Genomic DNA, 20,146 nt, shown 5'->3' with positions numbered 1-20,146 from the left:
CGACGCGCTGCTGCTGGCCGCCGGAGAGCTGGGAGGGGCGGTGGTTGAGGCGGCCGGAGAGGCCGACGGTGTCGACGACGCGGTCGAGCCAGGCCCGGTCGACCTTGCGGCCGGCGATGTCCATCGGGAGCGTGATGTTCTCCAGGGCGGTCAGGGTGGGGAGGAGGTTGAAGGCCTGGAAGACGAAGCCGATGTGGTCGCGGCGCAGCTGGGTGAGCTGCTTGTCCTTGAGGCCGACGAGTTCGGTGTCGCCGATGGTGGAGGAGCCGGAGGTGACGGTGTCGAGGCCGGCCATGCAGTGCATGAGGGTGGACTTGCCGGAGCCGGAGGGGCCCATGATCGCGGTGAACTCGCCCTGCGGGAAGGCCACGCTGACGTCGTCGAGGGCGACGACGCGGGTCTCGCCCTCCCCGTAGACCTTGTTCAGGCCGGTGGCGCGGGCGGCCGTCCGGCCGGTGCGGACGGCGGTGGCGGGGAACGTCACGTGGACTCCTGGGGACGGAATAAACGGAAAATCTGACTCCAGTCCATCCTCCCAAGGCGTTCCTCCGCGATGTGTATGCCGAGCGGACGGTCGGCCCCCGCCGACCCGGCGGTGCGGCGGGGAGCCTCTCCTCCTCAGGTATGACCCCGACCCCTGAGGGATCACGGTCCGAGGGCCACGGCGTGTCCGACGGTTCGCGCGCCCGGCGGGAACCGTCAGCACGCCTCACTCCACCGCGACGCCGAAGGCGGCCGCCAAACCGGCCAGACCGTTCGTCACCACCCGGCCGGAGGGGCTGAACTCCCAGGCCCCGCCCGCCCGCCGGAAGGCGCCCAGCAGCATCGCGCTGTCCGGCACCCCGCCCGTGCCGCCCGCCCAGTCGGCCGGACCGGACGCGCCCGGCCCGTACGCGGCGGTGACCGCCAGTCCGTGCACGTAGCCGAGCGGCAGGGCCGGGTGCTCCTCCTCCTCGGTCGAGACCGCGAGCACCACCTCCTCGACCGTGGCCGGCACCCGGTGCAGGTCCAAGGTCAGCCGGGCCGCCCGGACCGGCTCGCCCGGCACCGAACGGGTGGGGTGCAGCCGCACCGCGCCGTCCGGGTCCTGCGGGCTGTTGAAGAACACGAAGTGCTCGTCGCTCAGCACCCGGCCGCCGGCGCACAGGAAGGCGGTGACGTCCAGCTCCACCGCGTCCCCGCCGGCCGTCCGGCTCTGCCAGCTCACCGTGACGGCGGTCTCCCGGCCGGCCCTCCCGGCCTCCCCCTCGGCGGGGGCGGCGCGACCCGCGGCAGCCGGACCGCCGCCGTCGCCGAGCCGACCGCGCAGGCCCTGCTCGGCCAGCAGCTCGACCAGCTCCGGGCCGCTCACCAGGGTCAGCGGCTTGCCCTCGATGTAGCTGTACGAGCCGCGGCCGAAGCCCGCGGTGGTCACCAGGATGCCCTTGATCGCGCCGTGGTGGCGGACGGTGGACTCCAGGTCGCGCACGGCCGTCGGCGGGACGGTCTTCTTGTAGCGCTTCGCCTGGATCACGATCTTGCCGCCGGTCACCGGGTCCAGGTCCTCGGCGATCACGTCCACCCCGACGTCGCCGCTGCGGGCCGTGGTCATCACCCGGAAGCCGCGCAGCCGGAACAGCTCGGCGATCAGGTCCTCGAAGTCCAGCGGATCCATCGCGAAGAGGTCCGGCTCGTCCTCGCCGCCGTGCCCGGCCAGGCTCCCGCCCACCGTCTCCGGCCGCCGGTCCGGCCGCACCTCGTCCAGCCGCTCCGGGCGCGCCGACATGCGGCCGCCCAGGCCCTGGAAGCACTCCACCGGGTCCACCCGGTCCAGCGCCAGCCCGGCGAAACCGGCCCGGGTCGCCGTCAGCGTGGACACGAAGCGCTCGGCCTCCCGGCCGGTCGCCGGGTCGATGCCCAGCACGAAGCCGTTGAGCACCACCGAGTCCAGCAGCCCGTCCCGGTCCGCCCGGTACACCTCCGCCACCACCCGCAGCGCCGACTGCGCCAGGATCCGCCGGTACAGCGCCTTGCGCTCCGTCGCCGGGCGGGCCACCTCGGCCTCCCGGTCGTCCGACTTCACGTACCGCACCCGGGCGGCCGCCGGCACCACGTCCGGCCCCGGCAGCTCCCAGTTCACCACCAGCTGCCGGCCGGCCGCGTCGAAGGCCGCCGCCAGCCGGTGCGGGAAGCCCTCCGGCCAGCCCGCCGAGGCGTACAGGCCCGCCGTGAAGTACTCCTGCACCGCCTCCGGCTCACCCGCCCGCAGCCGCCGCAGCAACTCCTCCGTCCGGGCGCCGCGCTCCTCGTCCTGCCGGCGGCACCCCTCCGCCCAGGCCAGGTACTCCCGGTGGTACGCGGCCAGCCGCTGCTGCCGGTCCGCCTCCCGGGCCTGCGCGGCGTACCAGTCCTGCTCGAACCGGGCCCGGGCCTGCGCCAGGTACTGCTCGTACTGGCGCCGCACACCCGGGTTGCGGGCCTGCACCGGATCCGGCGGCGGCACGAAGTAGGCGCTGGAGGCCTGGTCCGGCATCTCCACCGGCACGCCCAGCGGCCCCGGATCGAACGGCGGCACCGCGCTCGGCGCCAGCAGCGCCTGCGGACCGAACGCCGGAGCGGCCAGCCCGGCGGCCAGCAGCGACGTCAACTCCTCCACGCGGGCGTCCAGTTCGGCCGTCCGCCGGGCCGCCTCCGCCTCCCGCGACTGCTGGTACGCGCGCTGCGCGTCCCGCTCGTTCCGGGCGGCCGCCCGCTGCGCCTCGCGCTGCTCCCGCTCCCGCCGGCGCGCCTCCGCCGCCTCGGCGCGCCACCGGGCCTCCTCCCGGCGCTGCTGCTGCCGCTGCGCCTCCGCCCAGACCGCCAGCACCCCGCTGTTCCGCCGCCCCGACACCGTCCGTCCACCCCATTCACCTCGTGCGGACCCTCGGCCCGTCCTCGAACTCCCGCCCGCGGGCGACGCTTCCCGGCCTCCGGCGGGCAGGCACCCCCGGGGGCGCGCACCTCGTCGCGTCCTCGCCGACGGGCCGGGTCGCGCGTCGTCGCCTCCGGGCCACGCCGCCGACCGCGCCCGCCACAATAGAACGTGGACACCCGGCCCGGCCAAGCCCCCACGACCTGCGGGGCTTCCCGGCGCGGGACGGACGCCGCGCGGGCGCGCTGACGGCGCGTCGGCATCCCGGGCGGCCGTGCCGGGACACCGACGCGCCGCGCCGGGCCGTTCCTCCGGGCCGGGGGCCGCCACGCCGTTCGCGCCGGCCAGGGCCCGCCCGCTCGCGGCGCCGTCGAAGGTGCCGCTCCCGACCCACGCGGTGCCGCCGTCCGGGGCGGCCGCAGGCCGGGGTGCACCGTGCGCCCCCGCAGCCTTCGAGGAGGGGCGCCGGCCGCCGGACGACCGCTGTCGGTGGTGCCGGGTAGCCTCGACTGGTCGCGTAGCCACAGGGAGGGATGCCCGTGACGATCCCCGCACCGCAGCGGCCGGACCGGCCCGGCGGCTGGGTCTCCACCGGTCTGAGCTGGCAGGACGGCCGCGCCGTGCTCGGTGCCGTCCGCGGCGCCCGGGTGCACGAGCGCGTCGTGGAGCCCGGCGCGGAGGTCGGCTGGCTGATCGGCGGGCCGCGGCGCTGCACCGGGGCCTGGCTGGTCGGGGCGGCGGAACGCACGCCCTGCCCGCACCACGCGGTGATCGATCCGGACGGGGGCGCGACGCAGTGCCCGGCCTGCCAGAGCGTGGACCGGGGCCTCGCCCTCGCGCGCGACCAGATCCTCGACGACGGCCGCACCTACCTGCTCTACCTCGCCTGGTTCGGCGAGGGCCTGCTGAAGGTCGGCCTGACCGCCGAGCAGCGCGGTGACAGCCGGCTCCTCGAACAGGGCGCGCCGGCCTACGCGTTCACCGCCCGCGGCGGACTGCCCGCGGTGCGCCGCGCCGAACTCACCGTCGCCGCCTCCGGCCTGGCCCGCGAGCGGTACACCTCCCGGCTGAAGGCCGAGCAGTGGTGGTCGCAGGGCGACGCCCCGTACCGCCGCGCGGTCCTCGGCGAGGCGCGGGCCCGGGCGCACCGGCTACTGGACGGCCACGCCGTGGAGCTGCTCGCCGACCGCCCGGTGGTGGACCACGTCGAGCGCTACGGCCTGGCCGGCGGCGCCCCGGAGTCCTACCGGGAGATCATCGGGCTGGCCGACGGCGCGGTGATCGCGGGCCGGTTGCGGCCGCCGATCGGCAAGCACCTGTTCCTCGACCAGGCGGACGGCTCCGGCCCGCTGCTGCTGGACACCCGCCGGCTCACCGGCTGGACGCTGGCCCCCGTCGCGGGCCGCCCGTCCGAGGGGCTGTCCCTGCAGGAGCGGGTCCGCCCGCCGGAGCCGGACACCCAGGAGGCGCTGTTCTGAGGCCGGGCGGGCCCGCCGGTCAGCCCAGCTTGCTGCGCACCCCGCCGGGGCCCGAGCGGGCGCGGCGGGACAGCGGGGGCCGGGACGGGCGGACGTCGGAGCGGGCGCCCCACTCGGCGGCGTCGGCCGTGTCGGCGGCGCGCCGGGCGAGCGCGGCCCGGGCGGCGGCCAGGGCGACGCGGGCGAGCTGCGGGTCCTCCCGGACCCCGGCCGCGTGCTGGGCGCTCTGGCAGCCGGCGCACCAGACCGGCGAGGCCGGCCCGTCCGGGTACCGCATGCTCTCCGGCGGCAGGTAGTGCCCGCCGCACTCGACGCACTCGAAGACCAACCTCATCCGACGATCACCGTCCCGGATCCGTGGCACCGACCACAGGGCGACCAGAACTCGTGGATCCTGGGCACCATGCTTCCTTCCTCGTCCAGTTCGACCGTTGCCTCGGTCTTCTGGGTCCCCCCGGACCCGCCGCAGCCGGAACAGGACTGAACCTCGGGCATATGCCGTCCCTCCCTCGCGGAGCACCACCGTAGCGCGATTTCCCGTGCGGGAGCACCGGTCATGACGATCCACCACCCGTACGGGGAGCGCGAAACGCCCCCGCACGCCCCGGGGGACGACGGCGGCCCCTCGCGTGAGCACCACGGCGAGGGGCCGACGGTCGGGGACCCGACCGGATCGAGGGGGAGGCGGAGCGTCAGCCGCGGGCGGCCCGCAGGAACTCCCGGTTCATCGCGGCGATGCTGGGCAGCGGGATGCCCTTGGGACAGGCGGTGGCGCACTCACCGGTGTTGGTGCAGCCGCCGAAGCCCTCGGCGTCCATCGCCGCGACCATGTTCCGCACCCGGGAGGCCCGTTCCGGCGCGCCCTGCGGCAGCACGTTGAGGTGGACGACCTTGGCGGAGGTGAAGAGCATCGCCGAGCCGTTCGGGCAGGCCGCCACGCAGGCGCCGCAGCCGATGCACTCGGCGTGCTCGAAGGCGGTGTCGGCGGCGTCCTTGGGGACGGGCGTGGCGTGCGCGTCGGGGGCGCTGCCGGTGGGGGCGGTGATGTAGCCACCGGAGCCGATGATCCGGTCGAAGGCCGAGCGGTCCACCACCAGGTCCTTGACCACCGGGAAGGCGGCCGCCCGCCAGGGCTCGACGTCGATGGTGTCGCCGTCGCGGAAGTGCCGCATGTGCAGCTGGCAGGTGGTGGTCCGCTCGGGGCCGTGCGCCTGGCCGTTGATGACCATGCCGCAGGCGCCGCAGATCCCCTCGCGGCAGTCGTGGTCGAAGGCGACGGGCTGGTCGCCGCGGGTGATCAGCTCCTCGTTGAGGGTGTCCAGCATCTCCAGGAAGGACATGTCCGGGCTGATGCCGCTGACCTGGTAGGTGGTCATCGACCCGGGTGCGTCCGGGCCCGCCTGGCGCCAGATGCGCAGGGTGAGGTTCATGCGTAGCTCCGCTGGGTGGGGTGGACGTACTCGAAGTCGAGCACCTCGCGGTGCAGGACGGGTGCCGCGCCGGTGCCGGTGAACTCCCAGGCGGCGGCGTAGGCGTACTCCTCGTCGTGCCGGGCGGCCTCGCCCTCGGGGGTCTGGCTCTCGGTGCGGAAGTGGCCGCCGCAGGACTCGGCGCGGTGCAGCGCGTCCAGGCACATCAGCTCGGCCAGCTCGAAGTAGTCGACGAGCCGGTTGGCCTTCTCCAGCGACTGGTTGAGCTCCTGCCCGGTGCCGGGTACCTTGATCCGGCGCCAGAACTCCTCGCGCAGTTCGGGGATCCGCCGCAGGGCCCGCTTCAGGCCGGCCTCGTCGCGGGCCATGCCGCACTCGTCCCAGAGCAGTTCGCCGAGTTCGCGGTGGAAGGAGTCCGGGGTGCGGTCGCCGTCCACGGCGAGGATCAGGTGGAGCCGGTCCTCGACCTCGGCCTCGGTCTCGGTGAGCACCGGGTGGTCGGCGGGGACGGCGGGCAGCGGGTTGCGGGCCAGGTAGTCGTTGAGGGTGGGCGGCAGCACGAAGTAGCCGTCGGCGAGGCCCTGCATCAGCGCGCTGGCGCCGAGCCGGTTGGCGCCGTGGTCGGAGAAGTTGGCCTCCCCGATCGCGAACAGGCCGGGCACGGTGGTCTGCAGGTCGTAGTCGACCCACAGTCCGCCCATGGTGTAGTGGATCGCCGGGTAGATCCGCATCGGCACCCGGTACGGGTCCTCGGCGGTGATCCGCTCGTACATCTCGAAGAGGTTGCCGTACTTGGCCTCGACGGCGTCCCGGCCCAGCCGGCGGATCGCGTCGGCGAAGTCCAGGTACACGCCCTGGCCGCCGGGGCCGACGCCGCGGCCCTCGTCGCAGACGTTCTTGGCGGCTCGGGACGCGATGTCGCGCGGCACCAGGTTCCCGAAGGACGGGTAGATCCGCTCCAGGTAGTAGTCCCGTTCGTCCTCGGGGATCTCGGCCGGCGGCCGGGTGTCGCCCTGGGCCTTGGGCACCCAGATCCGGCCGTCGTTGCGCAGTGACTCGCTCATCAGGGTGAGCTTGGACTGGTGGTCGCCCGAGCGCGGGATGCAGGTCGGGTGGATCTGGGTGAAGCACGGGTTGGCGAAGTACGCGCCGCGCCGGTGCGCCCGCCAGATCGCGGTGGCGTTGGAGTTCTTGGCGTTGGTGGAGAGGTAGAAGACGTTGCCGTAGCCGCCGCTGGCGAGGACGACGGCGTCCGCGGTGTACGAGCGGATCTCGCCGGTGACCAGGTCGCGGGCGACGATGCCGCGGGCCCGGCCGTCGACCACCAGGAGGTCCAGCATCTCGGTGCGCGGGTGCAGCTCCACGTTCCCGGCGGCGATCTGCCGGGAGAGCGCCTGGTAGGCGCCGAGCAGCAGCTGCTGGCCGGTCTGGCCGCGGGCGTAGAAGGTGCGGGAGACCTGTACGCCGCCGAAGGAGCGGGTGTCCAGCAGGCCGCCGTACTCCCGGGCGAACGGGACGCCCTGGGCCACGCACTGGTCGATGATCTCCACCGACACCTGGGCGAGCCGGTGGACGTTGGACTCGCGGGCGCGGAAGTCGCCGCCCTTGACGGTGTCGTAGAACAGCCGGCGCACGGAGTCGCCGTCGTTGCGGTAGTTCTTGGCCGCGTTGATGCCGCCCTGGGCGGCGATCGAGTGGGCGCGCCGGGGGGAGTCCTGGAAGCAGAACTGGACCACGTGGTAGCCCTGTTCGGCCAGGGTGGCGCCGGCCGCGCCGCCGGCCAGGCCGGTGCCGACCACGATCACGGTGTGCTTGCGCCGGTTCGCCGGGTTGACCAGCTTGGCGTCGAACCGCCGCTGGTCCCAGCGCTGTTCGATCGGCCCGGCGGGGGCCTTGGTGTCGGCGATCGGCGCGCCGAGGGTGTAGTCGAGGTAGCTCACTTCACGACTCCGGTCATCACGGCCACGGGGACGGACAGGAAGCCCACGGTCAGCAGCAGGGCCAGGCCGTCGGCGGTCAGCTTGAGCGCCTTGTCGCGGCGGGCGTTGTTGGCACCGAGGGTCTGGGCGGCGCTCCAGAAGCCGTGCCGGATGTGGAAGCCGAGGGCCACCACCGCGAGGATGTAGAACACGTCGCTGTACCAGCGGCCGAAGGTGCCCACGACGTTCTGGTAGACGTGGCCGTGCTCGGCGACCGGGTTCACGGTCAGCGTGGTCAGGTCGAGGATGTGCCAGACGATGAACAGACCGAGGATCACCCCGCCCCAGCGCATGGTCCGGGTCGCGTAGCTCGCCCGGCGGCGCTTGTGCGCGTACTTACTGGGGCGGGCGGCGAGGTCGCGGCGGCTGAGCTGGTACGCCGAGACGCCGTGCAGCACGACGGCCGCCACCAGACCGACCCTGGCGATCCACAGGAACCACTCGTGGCCGAGGAACGGCTGCCCGATGGTGCGCAGCCAGGCCGCGTAGCCGTTGATGTCGTCCGGGCCGAAGAACACCTTGAGGTTGCCCAGCATGTGCGCGACCAGGTACAGCAGCATGACCAGTCCGGTGACGGCCATGACCGCCTTCTTGCCGACGGTCGACCGCCACAGTGTCGCCAGGGTGGACGGATGCCGGCCCGTCCGAGTCGCGGTTGTCATGACGGCAACGGTAGGGACGGCTCCCAGGGTACGTCCAAGACATGATGCGCCTCGTGGCGATAGGCGCCGGCTATCGAAGCGGCCTATCCTGGGCGGGTGCAGCTCCAGCAACTCCGCTACTTCCTGGCCGTCGCCGAGACCCGCCACTTCACCCGGGCGGCCGAGGCCGCGCACGTGGCACAGCCGTCCCTCTCGCAACAGATCAGGGCACTGGAGCGGGAGTTGGGGGCCGAGCTGTTCCACCGCACCCGGGGCAACATCGCCCTGACCGACGCCGGGGACGCCCTGCTGCCGCTGGCCCGGCGCATCCTGGCGGACACCGAGAGCGCCCGGCTGGCCGTCCAGGAGACGGTGCAGCTGCGCCGCGGCCGGGTCCGGCTGGGGGCCCCGCCGAGCCTGTGCACCAGCCTGGTGCCGGACGTCCTGCGGGTGTTCCGGGACCGCTACCCGGGGGTGGCGCTGGTGGTCCGCGAGGGGGGCTCGCGCGACCTGGTCCGCTCGCTGGCCGCCGGGGAGCTGGACCTCGCGCTGATCATCACCCCGCCGAGCGGGGAGCAGGCGCCCGCCCTCGCCGTCACCGAGCTGCTGCACGAGGAGCTGGTGCTGGTCTCCGCGGAGCGGCGGGCCCGGCGCAGGGCCCGGGTGACGGAGCTCAGGGGGCGCCCGCTGGTGATGTTCCGGGAGGGCTACGACGTGCGCGAGGCGACCCTGGCGGCCTGCCGGGCGGCCGGCTTCGAGCCGGAGTTCGCGGTGGAGGGCGGCGAGATGGACGCGGTGCTGGGCTTCGTCCGGGCGGGCATCGGCCCGGCCGTCGTCCCCGGCATGGTCGCGGCCCGCTCCGGCCTCGCCGTCACCCCGTTCGCCGGTCCGGGCCTGGGCCGCACCATCGCCGTCGCCCACGGCCGCGAGGTGCCCCTCACCCGCGCTGCCGAGGCCCTGCGCGGCACCCTGCTGGCCCATCTGGACGACGCCGCCGGCGCGGGCGAACTCCCGCCCGGCACCCGGCTGTTGCTCTCCTGACCGAGAAGGACCGGCCACGCCGCCCGGCCCCGCTCCGGGGTGCCGCTCCGGGCCCCGCGCCGGCCCCGCTCCGGGGTGCCGCCCGCCGTGAGATGAAGGCCGCGGGCCGGACCTCGCCGGGAGAGCACGAAGGCCCGGAGCGCGGGCTGCGCTCCGGGCCATCCCTGGCCCGTCCTGCCCCGTCCGGGCCAGTTCCGGGCCGCTTCCGGGCGTCCTCCGGGTCCCTTCGCGGTCTCCGGGGCAGCGTGCGGCGTCGGCGTCAGGCCGGGAGGATCGCCTCCAGGGCGGCGACCAGCTCCTCCGACTCCGGCTCCACGCGCGGGCGGATGCGGGCGGCCACGGTGCCGTCCGGGGAGATCAGGAACTTCTCGAAGTTCCAGGAGACGTCCCCGGCCTGGCCCTCGGCGTCGGCGACCCGGGTCAGCTGCTGGTACAGCGGGTGCCGGTCCTCGCCGTTGACGTCGATCTTCTCGAACAGGGGGAAGGAGACGCCGTAGGTGGTGGAGCAGAAGGTCTGGATCTCCTCGGCGCTGCCCGGCTCCTGCCCGGCGAACTGGTTGCACGGGAAGCCCAGCACGGTGAAGCCGCGCTCGGCGTAGCGCTCCTGCAGGCGCTCCAGGCCGGCGTACTGCGGCGTCAGGCCGCACTTGGAGGCGACGTTGACGATCAGCAGCGCCTTGCCCTTGTGGTCGGCCAGCGAGGTGGGCTCGCCGGCGAGGGTGCGCAGCGGGATGTCGTACAGGCTCACGGGTGGTGGTCCTTTCGGCAGGTCGGCAGCGGGTTTCTGCCCGGGCACACGGTAGCGGCCCCGGAGGGGTCAACCGCGCGGGCGCCGCCGGTGTTCCGGGCGCGGGGGGGCGTACGGAGCGGCTCGTACGCCCCCTCGCGCCGGGGCCGGGGTGCTACCGGTGGCGCGCCGTCGTCAGAGCGCGAGCGGCTTGACGGCCGTCGGCGCGTGCTCGGGCAGGGTGGCGAGCTCCTCGAACTCGTTGACCTTGTCGATGTCGTTGCCGCTCATCGAGATGTTGGTGACCCGCTCCAGGATCGCCTCGACCACGACCGGGACGCGGAACTCGGCGGCCAGCTTCTTGGCCTCCTCGAACGCCGGCAGCAGGTCCTCGGGCCGGGTGACCCGGATCGCCTTGCAGCCCAGGCCTTCGGCGACCTTGACGTGGTCCACGCCGTAGACGCCCAGCTCCGGCGAGTTGAGGTTCTCGAACTCCAGCTTGACCTGGAAGTCGATGTCGAAGTTGCGCTGCGCCTGGCGGATCAGGCCCAGGTAGGAGTTGTTGACCAGCACGTGGACGTACGGGATGCGGTGCTGCGCGCCGACCGCCAGCTCCTCGATCATGAACTGGAAGTCGTAGTCGCCGGAGAGCGCGACGACCTGGCCCTCGGGGTCGGCGGTGGCGACGCCCAGCGCGGCCGGGATGGTCCAGCCGAGCGGGCCCGCCTGGCCGCAGTTGATCCAGTGCCGGGGCTTGTAGACGTGCAGCATCTGCGCCCCGGCGATCTGGGAGAGGCCGATGGTGGTGACGTAGCGGGTCTCCGGCCCGAACGCCCGGTTCATCTCCTCGTAGACGCGCTGCGGCTTGAGCGGCACGTTGTCGAAGTGGGTGCGGCGCTGCAGCGTGGCCTTGCGCTCCTGGGTGGAGGCGGCCCACGCGCTGCGGTCCTTGAGCTGCCCGGCGGCCTTGAGCTCCCCGGCGACCTGGACGAAGAGCTCCAGCGCGGCCTTGGCGTCGGAGGCGATGCCGAGGTCCGGGGCGAAGATCTTGCCGATCTGGGTCGGCTCGACGTCGACGTGGACGAACTTCCGGCCGGCGGTGTAGACGTCCAGGCCGCCGGTGTGGCGGTTGGCCCAGCGGTTGCCGATGCCGAGGACGAAGTCGGAGGCGAGGAAGTTCTCGTTGCCGTAGCGGTGGGAGGTCTGCAGGCCGACCATGCCGGCGTTCAGCTCGTGGTCGTCCGGGACGATGCCCCAGCCCATCAGGGTCGGGATCACCGGGACGCCGGTGAGCTCGGCGAACTCCAGCAGCAGCGCGGACGCGTCGGCGTTGATGACGCCGCCGCCGGCCACGATCAGCGGGCGCTCCGACTCCTGGAGCAGCGCGATGGCCTTCTCGATCTGGATCCGGTTGGCGGCCGGCTTGTAGACCGGGAGCGGCTGGTAGGCCTCCGGGTCGAAGTCGATCTCGGTCAGCTGGACGTCGATCGGCAGGTCGATCAGGACCGGGCCCGGACGGCCGGAGCGCATCAGGTGGAAGGCCTGCTGGAACACGCCGGGGACCTGCGCGGCCTCCAGGACGGTGGTCGCGGCCTTGGTGACCGGCTTGGCGATCGAGGCGATGTCGACGGCCTGGAAGTCCTCCTTGTGCAGCCGGGCGACGGGCGCCTGACCGGTGATGCACAGGATCGGGATGGAGTCGGCGATCGCCGAGTACAGGCCGGTGATCATGTCGGTGCCGGCCGGACCGGAGGTGCCGATGCAGACCCCGATGTTGCCGGCCTTGGCGCGGGTGTAGCCCTCGGCCATGTGCGAGGCGCCCTCGACGTGCCGGGCCAGTGTGTGCTTGATCCCGCCGGAGGCCTTGAGGGCGGCGTAGAACGGGTTGATCGCCGCGCCCGGCACGCCGAACGCGACCTCAACGCCTTCGAGCTTGAGGATCTCCACGGCCGCGCGGGCGGCTGTCATACGAGGCATCGGGTTTCTCCTGCGTCGGCCCGCAGTGGCTCGGAGGGCTCATCTCCTGAATTCCACCATACGGAAGAACGGTTTCTGTATGTGGAAACAAGGTAGGGCGGGCCTCCTCGGGGCGTCAAGGGGGGCTTCAACAGAATGTGTCAGTCCGCGCCTTAGTGGAATTGGCAGGTCAGCCAGGGGGATCCCGTACGAACGAGCGATGCTCGTGCGGGTGTACGGGAGGAGGCCGTCGTTCCGCGCCGGAAAGCGCGGCCCGTGTGCAGCCCGGGTGAAGGGACGGTGCCCGAGGGGGGCCCGCTCCGCCGCCCTGGGTACCGTCGGTGGCACGCCGGGCCCGCGCCGTCCGACCGAGGCCGCGGCAGGGGGTTCGACAGGGGGGTCGGCAGGGGGTTCGGGAGCGCCGGACGGCAGTGGGGGACTCCGCCGGCGGGCCCGTCCAGGACCGGCGCGCCCGGCGAGTCGCACCCGAGCCGGGACGCACCCCTGACCGCACCGCACCGCACCGCACCGACACCCGCCGCCGTCCGCCGCCGTCCGCCGGTCCGCCCGGACGCGGCCGCACCGCCGTCGCCGCCGCTGCCCCGGGCTTCCCGCTCCGCTCGTCCCGTCCCCTTCTCCCGCCCCTCCGCCCCCGCTTGGCTCCTCTGCCCGGTTTCCCTCCCGCGCCCCTGCCCGGTTGCCCTCCCGGCCCCTCTGCCCGGCTTTCCGCCCCGGTCCGGCCGTCGCCCCGTACGGCCCCCACCGCTCACGGCCCCTCCCGTCCTGCAACGGCGCGCCCGCAGCGGCGGGCGCGCGGAAGGAACGTACCCATGCGCTGCTGCACCCCTGCCCGACCCCCGGCGGTGACCGGGTGAGCCGCCCGCCGCACCGGAGCGCGAGCCCGCCGGGCCGCCCCCGGAAGGACTCCCCGCCGGGCCGCCCCCGGCCCCCGATCGCGGCGCTGCGCGCCGTGCCCTGGCGGCGGGACGTGCCCGCCTCGCTGGTGGTGTTCCTGGTCGCCCTGCCGCTCTGCGTCGGGGTGGCCGTGGCCTCCGGCGTCCCGGCCGAACTCGGACTGGTCACCGGCATCGTCGGAGGCCTGGTGGTCGGCGCCCTGCCCGGCAGCAGCCTCCAGGTCAGCGGTCCGGCCGCCGGGCTCACCGTCCTGGTGGCCGACGCGGTGCGGGAGTTCGGCGTCGGCGCGCTCGGCCTGCTGGTGCTGGCCACCGGTCTGCTCCAGCTGGCGATGGGCGCGCTGAAGCTCGGCCGCTGGTTCCGCGCCATGTCCGCCTCGGTGGTGCACGGCATGCTGGCCGGCATCGGACTGACCCTGGTCCTTGGCCAGCTGTACGCGCTCGCCGACCGCCGCGCCCCCGCCACCGGGCCGGAGAAGATCGCCGGACTGCCCGCCCTGCTGGGGGACGCCTTGAGCGCCGCGGCCAACCCGAGCGCGGTCGCCCTCGGCCTCGGCACGCTGCTCGTCCTGGTCGGCTGGACGTACCTGCCGGAACGGGCCGCCCGCGCCGTGCCCGCGCCGCTGGCCGCCGTCGGACTGGCCGCCGCCGTCACCGCCGCCGCCGACCTGCCGGTGGCCCGGATCCGGGTCGAGGGCCTGCTGGACGTGGTCCGGCTGCCCGGCCGCGACGCGCTCGGCGCACTGGCCGGCACCGCCGGGATCGGCACGGTCGTCGCCTTCACCCTGATCGCCTCCGCCGAGACGCTGTTCAGCGCCGCCGCCGTCGACCGGATGCACCACGGCCCGCGCACCGACTACGACCGCGAACTCACCGCCCAGGGCGTCGGCAACACCGTCTGCGGGCTGCTCGGCGCCCTGCCGATGACCGCGGTGATCGTCCGCAGCGCCACCAACGTGCAGGCCGGTGCCCGCACCAAGGCCTCCCGGGTCCTGCACGGCGGCTGGCTGCTGCTGTTCACCGCGCTGCTGCCCGGCGCGCTCGGACTCGTCCCGCTCACCGCGCTGGCCGCCGTCCTGGTGCACGCCGGCGCCAAGCTGGTGCCGCTGCGCCGGATCGCCGCCCTCTGCCGCGCCCACCGGGGCGAGGCGGTGGTCCTGGTGGTGACGGCGGTCGCGATCATCGCCACCGACCTGTTCGAGGGGGTGCTGATCGGCGTCGGCCTGGCGGTGGTCAAGTCCGCCTGGCAGACCTCGCACCTGCAGATCGCGGTGGAGGAACGGGTGCTGCCCACCGGCCAGGCGCTGCACCGGGTCCGGCTGAGCGGCAACGCCACCTTCCTGCGGCTGCCCCGGCTGCTGGACGCCCTGGAACGGCTGCCGGACGACCGGCCGGTCGAGCTGGACTGGTCCGGGCTGCGCCACCTGGACCACGCCTGCACCGTCGCCCTCGCCTCCTGGGCCGCCCAGCACCGCGCCCGCTCCACCGCCCCGCTGGCCGTCGAACCGCCGCTGCCTTCGGTGGCCTGACGGTCTGGTTAGCCTGGTCGCGGCCCGGCCCGGGCCGCGACCAGGAGCAGGGGCGTGGACGCGGCGGCCATCACACCCCGCAGTGGTCGCAACCTGAGCTGCGGGGCCCGGGGCACCCGCCCCGGGCGGATCGCCCCCCTGCTCGCGTTATCGGAGCGCCCACTACCGGCACACCGCTATCCGGCCACCGGCTGCGTGCTCGCGCTGGCCTGCGGTTCCGTCTGCGGTTCCGTCTGCCGCTGCCTGGGGAGGACGATCGCGTCGGCTACCGGCGCGGGACGCCTGCGGCGCAGCGGGATCCTGATGTCCTTCACCTTCAGCGCCGGGCGTTCGACCAGGTGCCAGGAGAGCCCGGCCAGCGCCGCACTCAGCGCGAGGGCCAGTACGACGTAGCCGACCCGGCCGTATTTCGTGGCGCCCATCACCAACAGGAGCTGCTCGATCGGAAAGCCGTAGATGTAGAGCCCGTAGGAGATGTCGTTCCTGGCCCCGACCTTCCGGAGGGGCTTCGGCAGGCGGATCGCCAGCCACAGCAGCAGGTAGGCGAAGGCCGGCAGCCCGATCATGAAGAACCAACCCTGGAAGAGCGTGGTGACGAAGACGGTCCCCGCCAGCACTCCCCAGACGTCGTTGATCCGGATCCGGTCCTTGTAGAGCTCGATCAGGGCACCGAGGCCGAAGGCGATGATCAGCGGGATCAGAAGGCTCGGGCTGACCCCTCCCATGTGCGGGATCCGGATCACCGTCCGCACGACGGTCGCCGGGTTGAGGTAGCGGCTTTCGAGGGCGTCGCCGAGCTGGATCAGGCCGAACCACACGGTGATCACCAGGACCACCCGGCGCGCCCGGCGCAGCGCGCCCGACCAGGCGAGCAGGGCCACGCCCGCGTAGCAGAGCATCTCGTACCGCAGCGACCAGAGCGAGCCGTTGAACTCCGGTACCAGGATTCGGCCGACCCGGGCTCCGCCCGTCATCACGCCGCCGACCTCGGACTGGTACTGGCCGGCCAGCAGGTTGTGCCGGAGGAATCCGAGCGGTGTCGCCCGGTGCTCCCAGAAGCCGCTCAGCCCGCCGTGCAGCCGGTGGTACATCAGCGGCGCGATCACGAAACCGGTCACCAGCAGGCAGACCCACAGGCCCGGCAGTAGCCGGAGGGCGCGGTGCCAGAGGAAACGGCCGACGCCGAGCCGGGCGCCGCTCCGCGTGACGAGGATGCCCGAGAGTACGAAGAAGCCGTACACCGCGAGGTTGCCGAGGTTCGTCTGCCCGTGGAACGCGGCGTTGAACAGGCTCTCCTTGCCGAAGGCGATGGGACCGGCGTGGGACACGATCACGGAGGACGCCATCACCAAGCGGATGAACCCCAGGCTGTTGTTCCGCCCGGAGAAAAGCTCGGCGACGGTGCCGCGTGATCTCCACACGCGTGCGGTCGCGGATATTCGGTTCGGCATCGGGTTCCCTGGCTCGTGATTGACGAGCGTGAACGATACCGGCTGGCCGCACCACCGCCGTCCGTGGCCCTGTCTAGGCTGTGGACCGGATGACCGGTGCCGTCGACACGAGGAGAGGTGGGAACGTGATCGCAGCATTTTCGGTGACCCCGCTGGGGATCGGCGAGGACGTGGGGGAGGCGGTGGCCGCCGCCGTCCGGGTGGTCCGCAGGAGCGGGTTGCCGAACCGTACGGACGCCATGTTCACCAGCATCGAGGGGGAGTGGGACGAGGTGATGCCGGTGATCAAGGAGGCGATCGAGGCGGTGAAGGCCCACAGCAACCGGGTGAGCACGGTCATCAAGATCGACGACCGGGCCGGGGTCACCGACGGCCTCACCGCCAAGGTCGCCTCGGTCGAGCGGCACCTGGCCGAGGACGGGGGCCCGGCGCGGGACTGACGGGGCCGGGCGCGTGACCGGGGACGGGCCTCAGACGGTGGACGACGGCCGGCCCGCGGGCTCGGCCCCCGCCCCCGCCGCCGGCCCGCGGGCGAGCAGCCGGTCCAGCGCGTACGGCCCGGAGCCGAGCACCGCGATGGCCAGGAACGCCCAGCAGAACATCACCGAGGCCTCGCCCCCGTTCTGCAGCGGCAGCAGCGCGTGCTCCTGGTGGACGGTGAAGTAGGCGTAGGCCATCGAGCCGGAGCAGAGCAGGGCGGCCGTCCTGGTGCCGGCGCCGACCAGGACCAGGACGCCGCCGACCAGCTGGATCAGTGCGGCGTACCAGCCCGGCCACTGGCCGAGCGGGATGGTGCCGCCGCCCTTGGCGCCGCCGAGGACGCCGAACAGCGAGGCGGCGCCGTGGCAGGCGAAGAGCAGGGCGACGACGATCCGAAAGGCTGTCAGGACCAGGGGGCGGGCCGCGTCGGCGGCCTTGACGGCCTGACGCCGCTCATGGGGGAAGGGTGTGGACATGCCGGAACGCCTCCTGTGCGTGGGGGGAAGGACGTGCGGGGCGGTAAGGCTAGGCTTGGTTTTGTTGAATTGTCAATGCACCGTCATAATGCTGGCCCAAGTCGTCAAGTTCTTCGATCCAGCCCCTTTTTCTTGACCGATCGATCTCGAAAGGGCTAGGGTTCTGGGCATGGCGCGAACGAAGGAATTCGACCCGGACGCGGTGCTGCAGGCGGCCCTGGAGCTGTTCTGGCGGCGCGGCTACGAGGCCACCTCGATGGCCGACCTGGTCGAAGGGCTCGGCATCGCCCGGGCCAGCATCTACGCGACCTTCGGCAGCAAGCACGAGCTCTACCTCCGCGCGCTGGAACGCTACGCCGAGCAGACCGACCCGGTGCTGCTCGCCGAACTCTCCCAGCCCGGACCGGTGCTGCCGGCCGTCCGCGCTCTGGTGCGCCGGTACGCGGAGGAGTCGGCCGAGGATCCGCTCAAGCGCGGCTGCTTCGTCGTCAACACCGTGGTCGAGCTGGTCCCGCACGACGCGGCGGCGGCCCGCCGGGTGGGGGCCAGCCTCGGTCACCTGGAGACGGTGCTGACCGCCGCCCTGGTCCGCGCCGGGGCGCAGGGCGAACTGCCCGCCGGGCGGGAGCCCCGGGCCCTCGCGCGGATGCTGATGGTGCTGATGCAGGGCATGCGGGTGATGGGCAGGACCGCCGACGGCGCGGCCCGGGTTCGGGACGCGGCCGAGCAGGCGCTGGCGCTGCTGGACTGACGTCCGGTTCGGGAGCCCGGTGCTCGTTGGCGGGGTGGTCGGGCGCCCTGTTGTGCCGTCATTGTGGATCGAACGGTCTTTATAGGGGAGGGGGGTTTCCCATGGGTACAGCCAGGTCCGCGCGCTCCGGCTTCGCCCTGCTCGGCGCGGTGCAGGCGGTGCTGGTCTTCACGATCATGATCCTCACCGTGCCGCTGCCGCTGGTGGCCCGGGAATTCGGGCTCGGCCCGTCCGGAGAGCTGCTGCTGAGCGCCTCCTACGGGCTCGCGTTCAGCTCGCTGTTGCTCCTCGGCGGGCGGCTGACCGACCGCCACGGCGGACGCCGGGTGCTCCGTTGGGGCCTGGCGCTGCTCGGCGCGGCCTCGGTCCTCTGCGCCCTCGCACCGGGCTACGCCGTCCTGGTGGCGAGCCGCTTCGTCCAGGGCGCGGGGGCGGCCCTCACCGCGCCGGCGGCGGTCGCGGTGGTCCGGGTGCTTTATCCCCGACCGGCCGACTACCGGCGGGCGATGGCCACCTGGGGCGGTCTCTCGGTACTCGGTGCGACCGTCGGCAGCGTGGTGTCGGGCGCCGTCGCCGCCGCGGTCTCCTGGCGCTGGCTGTTCGCGGTGCCCGTCCTGGTCGCCTTGGCCGGCCTCGCCCGCTCCGGCGCGCTGCCCACCGCCGACGGACCCGCCGGGCCCACCGCCGACGGACCCGCCGGGCCCACCGCATCGACCGCGTCCACCGCATCGACCGCGTCCACCGCACCCGCCGGGGGCCGCCCCGGGCTCGACCTGCGTGGCGCGGTGCTCTCCACCGCCGGTGTCTGCGCCCTGAGCCACGCGCTCGTCGGCTCCGCCGAACGCGGCTGGTCCAGCCCCGAGGTGTACGGTCCGCTGCTCGCCGGGACGGCTCTGCTGGTCGCCTTCGCGGCCGTCGAACGCCGCGCCGCCGACCCGCTGCTGCCGCCCGGCTTCCTGGCCGACCGGCGCCGTGGCACCGCCCTCGCCGCCGTCATGGCCACCGCCGCCGGCACCGCGCTGACCTTCGTCCTGCTCTCGCTCTACCTCCAGCAGCTGCGCGGCTGGAGCGCCGCCGCCACCTCCGCCGCCTTCCTCCCGTACGCGGCCGTGCTGATCCTGGCCGGTCGGGCGGCCGGAGCGCTGACCTCCCGGTACGGGCCGGTGCCGGTCACCGCGGGCGGCCTCGCCGTGGCGGGCGCCGGGCTCGGCCTGCTCGCCGGGCTCGCCCCCGACAGCGGGTACGCGACCGGGCTGCTGCCCGGACTGCTCCTGCTGCCCGCCGGAGCCGCCGCCGCCTTCGCCGGTGCGGCCGTCCTCGCCACCGGCGGGGTGGCGCCCGAGCGCACCGGTCTGGCCGCCGGAGTGTTCAACACGGCCATGGAACTCGGCCCCACCGCCGGACTGGCCGCCCTGATGGCGCTCGCCGCCACCCGTCCGACCGTCGTCGGCGGCTACGCGGCGGCCTTCGCGGCGGCCGCCGCCGGGCTGGCGCTCACCGCCGTCGCGGTCGCCACCCTGCCCCGGGCCGGCGGTCCGCCGGCACCCATGACCACCGCCGCACCCCTCCCGAGTACCACCGCAGCAGAACCCACCAACCCGATCGAGGAGTTCACACCATGACCACGCGTTTCGCCGACAAGTCCGTCCTGGTCACCGGCGGCGGCAGCGGCATCGGGCGGGCCATCGCGCTCGCCTTCGCCCGGGAGGGCGCCCGGGTCGCCGTCGCGGGCCGGACCGCCGCCCCGCTCACCGAGACCGTCGAGCTGATCGAGCGGGCCGGCGGGAAGGCGATCGCGCTGACCGGCGACGTGGCGCGCGCGGACGACGCCGCCCGGCTGGTCCGCGAGACGGTCGAGCGGTTCGGCGGGCTGGACGTCGCCGTCAACAACGCCGGGGTGCTCGGCGCGCTCGGCCCGGTCGCCGACATCGACGAGGCCGAGTGGCGGCGGCTGTTCGACATCAACGTCACCGGCACCCTGCTCGCCATGAAGCACCAGATCGGCCACATGCGGGCCCACGGCGGCGGCGCGATCGTCAACGTGTCCTCCAACGTCGGCGTCCACAAGCGGGTCCCGAACCTCGGGGCCTACGCCGCCAGCAAGGCCGCCGTGACCGCGGTCACCCGGGCCGCCGCCCTCGACCACATCGCCGACGGGGTGCGGATCAACACCGTCAGCCCGGGCGCGGTGGACACCCCGATGTCCGGCCGGCCGGGCGAGAGCGCCGAGGCCAAGGCGGAGCGGATGCGGTCCGACGTCCCGGTCGGCCGGGCCGGCGCGGTGACGGAGATCGCCGCCGCGGTGCTGTACCTGGCCTCGGACGAGGCGGGCTACGCCGTCGGCAGCGACCTCGTGCTGGACGGCGGCTCCACCGCGTGACTCAGCCCCCCGCCTGACCCTCC

At 74.1% G+C, this 20,146-nt stretch carries 17 protein-coding genes; 7 read left to right on the top strand and 10 right to left on the bottom strand.

The features are described from left to right. Both ACZ6Y7_RS13340 and ACZ6Y7_RS13335 read right to left on the bottom strand, forming a co-directional pair. Nucleotides 1-484, bottom strand: a 484-nt coding sequence (locus tag ACZ6Y7_RS13340; RefSeq protein WP_465758014.1) for an ABC transporter ATP-binding protein, incomplete at its 3' end; no start/stop codon positions are given. A 225-nt stretch (nt 485-709) separates the two neighbouring features. Then, nucleotides 710-2,869, bottom strand: a complete 2,160-nt coding sequence (locus ACZ6Y7_RS13335) for a restriction endonuclease (protein WP_465758013.1) — start codon at nt 2,867-2,869, stop codon at nt 710-712. 560 nt (nt 2,870-3,429) lie between these two features. On the opposite strand from ACZ6Y7_RS13335, the gene ACZ6Y7_RS13330 reads away from it, so the two are divergent. Continuing rightward, a complete protein-coding gene (locus ACZ6Y7_RS13330; RefSeq protein WP_465758012.1) occupies nt 3,430-4,368 on the top strand; it encodes a DUF2797 domain-containing protein in 939 nt (312 codons plus the stop codon). A 19-nt stretch (nt 4,369-4,387) separates the two neighbouring features. Here ACZ6Y7_RS13330 and ACZ6Y7_RS13325 read toward each other — a convergent pair whose 3' ends face one another. The 4 genes from ACZ6Y7_RS13325 to ACZ6Y7_RS13310 all read right to left on the bottom strand — a co-directional run bounded on the left by ACZ6Y7_RS13325 (nt 4,388) and on the right by ACZ6Y7_RS13310 (nt 8,439). Further along, nucleotides 4,388-4,702, bottom strand: a complete 315-nt coding sequence (locus ACZ6Y7_RS13325; protein ID WP_465758011.1) for a hypothetical protein — start codon at nt 4,700-4,702, stop codon at nt 4,388-4,390. 358 nt (nt 4,703-5,060) lie between these two features. Further along, nucleotides 5,061-5,798 carry a succinate dehydrogenase/fumarate reductase iron-sulfur subunit gene (locus ACZ6Y7_RS13320; RefSeq protein WP_402215454.1) on the bottom strand — a complete coding sequence of 246 codons (738 nt, stop codon included), beginning with the start codon at nt 5,796-5,798 and terminating at the stop codon, nt 5,061-5,063. After that, nucleotides 5,795-7,738: a fumarate reductase/succinate dehydrogenase flavoprotein subunit gene (locus ACZ6Y7_RS13315; RefSeq protein ID WP_465758010.1), complete on the bottom strand. Its 1,944-nt coding sequence runs from the start codon at nt 7,736-7,738 to the stop codon at nt 5,795-5,797. Before ACZ6Y7_RS13315 ends, ACZ6Y7_RS13320 begins: the two co-directional genes overlap by 4 nt. Beyond that, nucleotides 7,735-8,439 (bottom strand): succinate dehydrogenase cytochrome b subunit, encoded by a 705-nt coding sequence (locus ACZ6Y7_RS13310; protein WP_465758009.1) that lies wholly within the window; start codon nt 8,437-8,439, stop codon nt 7,735-7,737. The genes ACZ6Y7_RS13315 and ACZ6Y7_RS13310 overlap by 4 nt, the downstream gene beginning before the upstream one ends. A gap of 96 nt (nt 8,440-8,535) precedes the next feature. Here ACZ6Y7_RS13310 and ACZ6Y7_RS13305 point away from each other — a divergent pair, with 96 nt between their 5' ends. Continuing rightward, complete coding sequence (locus ACZ6Y7_RS13305) at nt 8,536-9,459, top strand: LysR family transcriptional regulator (RefSeq protein ID WP_465758008.1); 924 nt, start codon at nt 8,536-8,538, stop codon at nt 9,457-9,459. Nucleotides 9,460-9,718: 259 nt separating this feature from the next. Here the strand turns inward: ACZ6Y7_RS13305 and ACZ6Y7_RS13300 are convergent, their stop codons facing one another. Both ACZ6Y7_RS13300 and gcl read right to left on the bottom strand, forming a co-directional pair. Further along, entirely contained in the window at nt 9,719-10,207 is a 489-nt protein-coding gene (locus ACZ6Y7_RS13300) for a glutathione peroxidase (RefSeq protein ID WP_465758007.1), read from the bottom strand. A gap of 174 nt (nt 10,208-10,381) precedes the next feature. Continuing rightward, the gene (gene gcl / locus ACZ6Y7_RS13295; RefSeq protein ID WP_465758006.1) at nt 10,382-12,163 is read right to left on the bottom strand and encodes a glyoxylate carboligase; all 1,782 of its coding nucleotides are present in this window, start codon (nt 12,161-12,163) and stop codon (nt 10,382-10,384) included. 931 nt (nt 12,164-13,094) lie between these two features. Between gcl and ACZ6Y7_RS13290 the strand changes: the two genes are divergently transcribed. After that, nucleotides 13,095-14,585, top strand: a complete 1,491-nt coding sequence (locus tag ACZ6Y7_RS13290) for a SulP family inorganic anion transporter (protein ID WP_465758032.1) — start codon at nt 13,095-13,097, stop codon at nt 14,583-14,585. Nucleotides 14,586-14,761: 176 nt separating this feature from the next. Here the strand turns inward: ACZ6Y7_RS13290 and ACZ6Y7_RS13285 are convergent, their stop codons facing one another. Beyond that, complete coding sequence (locus ACZ6Y7_RS13285; protein WP_465758005.1) at nt 14,762-16,036, bottom strand: acyltransferase family protein; 1,275 nt, start codon at nt 16,034-16,036, stop codon at nt 14,762-14,764. A gap of 125 nt (nt 16,037-16,161) precedes the next feature. Between ACZ6Y7_RS13285 and ACZ6Y7_RS13280 the strand changes: the two genes are divergently transcribed. Continuing rightward, nucleotides 16,162-16,476, top strand: coding sequence for an MTH1187 family thiamine-binding protein (locus ACZ6Y7_RS13280; RefSeq protein ID WP_465758004.1), 315 nt, complete (start codon nt 16,162-16,164; stop codon nt 16,474-16,476). A gap of 30 nt (nt 16,477-16,506) precedes the next feature. On the opposite strand, the gene ACZ6Y7_RS13275 is transcribed toward ACZ6Y7_RS13280, so the two are convergent. After that, the gene (locus ACZ6Y7_RS13275) at nt 16,507-16,992 is read right to left on the bottom strand and encodes a DoxX family protein (RefSeq protein WP_465758003.1); all 486 of its coding nucleotides are present in this window, start codon (nt 16,990-16,992) and stop codon (nt 16,507-16,509) included. Nucleotides 16,993-17,161: 169 nt separating this feature from the next. On the opposite strand from ACZ6Y7_RS13275, the gene ACZ6Y7_RS13270 reads away from it, so the two are divergent. The 3 genes from ACZ6Y7_RS13270 to ACZ6Y7_RS13260 all read left to right on the top strand — a co-directional run bounded on the left by ACZ6Y7_RS13270 (nt 17,162) and on the right by ACZ6Y7_RS13260 (nt 20,123). Then, a complete protein-coding gene (locus ACZ6Y7_RS13270) occupies nt 17,162-17,743 on the top strand; it encodes a TetR/AcrR family transcriptional regulator (RefSeq protein ID WP_465758002.1) in 582 nt (193 codons plus the stop codon). Nucleotides 17,744-17,844: 101 nt separating this feature from the next. After that, a complete protein-coding gene (locus ACZ6Y7_RS13265) occupies nt 17,845-19,365 on the top strand; it encodes an MFS transporter (RefSeq protein WP_465758001.1) in 1,521 nt (506 codons plus the stop codon). Beyond that, nucleotides 19,362-20,123 (top strand): SDR family NAD(P)-dependent oxidoreductase, encoded by a 762-nt coding sequence (locus ACZ6Y7_RS13260; protein ID WP_465758000.1) that lies wholly within the window; start codon nt 19,362-19,364, stop codon nt 20,121-20,123. The genes ACZ6Y7_RS13265 and ACZ6Y7_RS13260 overlap by 4 nt, the downstream gene beginning before the upstream one ends. The last annotated feature ends 23 nt before the right edge of the window (nt 20,124-20,146 follow it).

Source organism: Kitasatospora sp. NPDC053308 (genome assembly GCF_055585785.1).
This window is presented reverse-complemented; position numbering and strand designations above follow the sequence as displayed.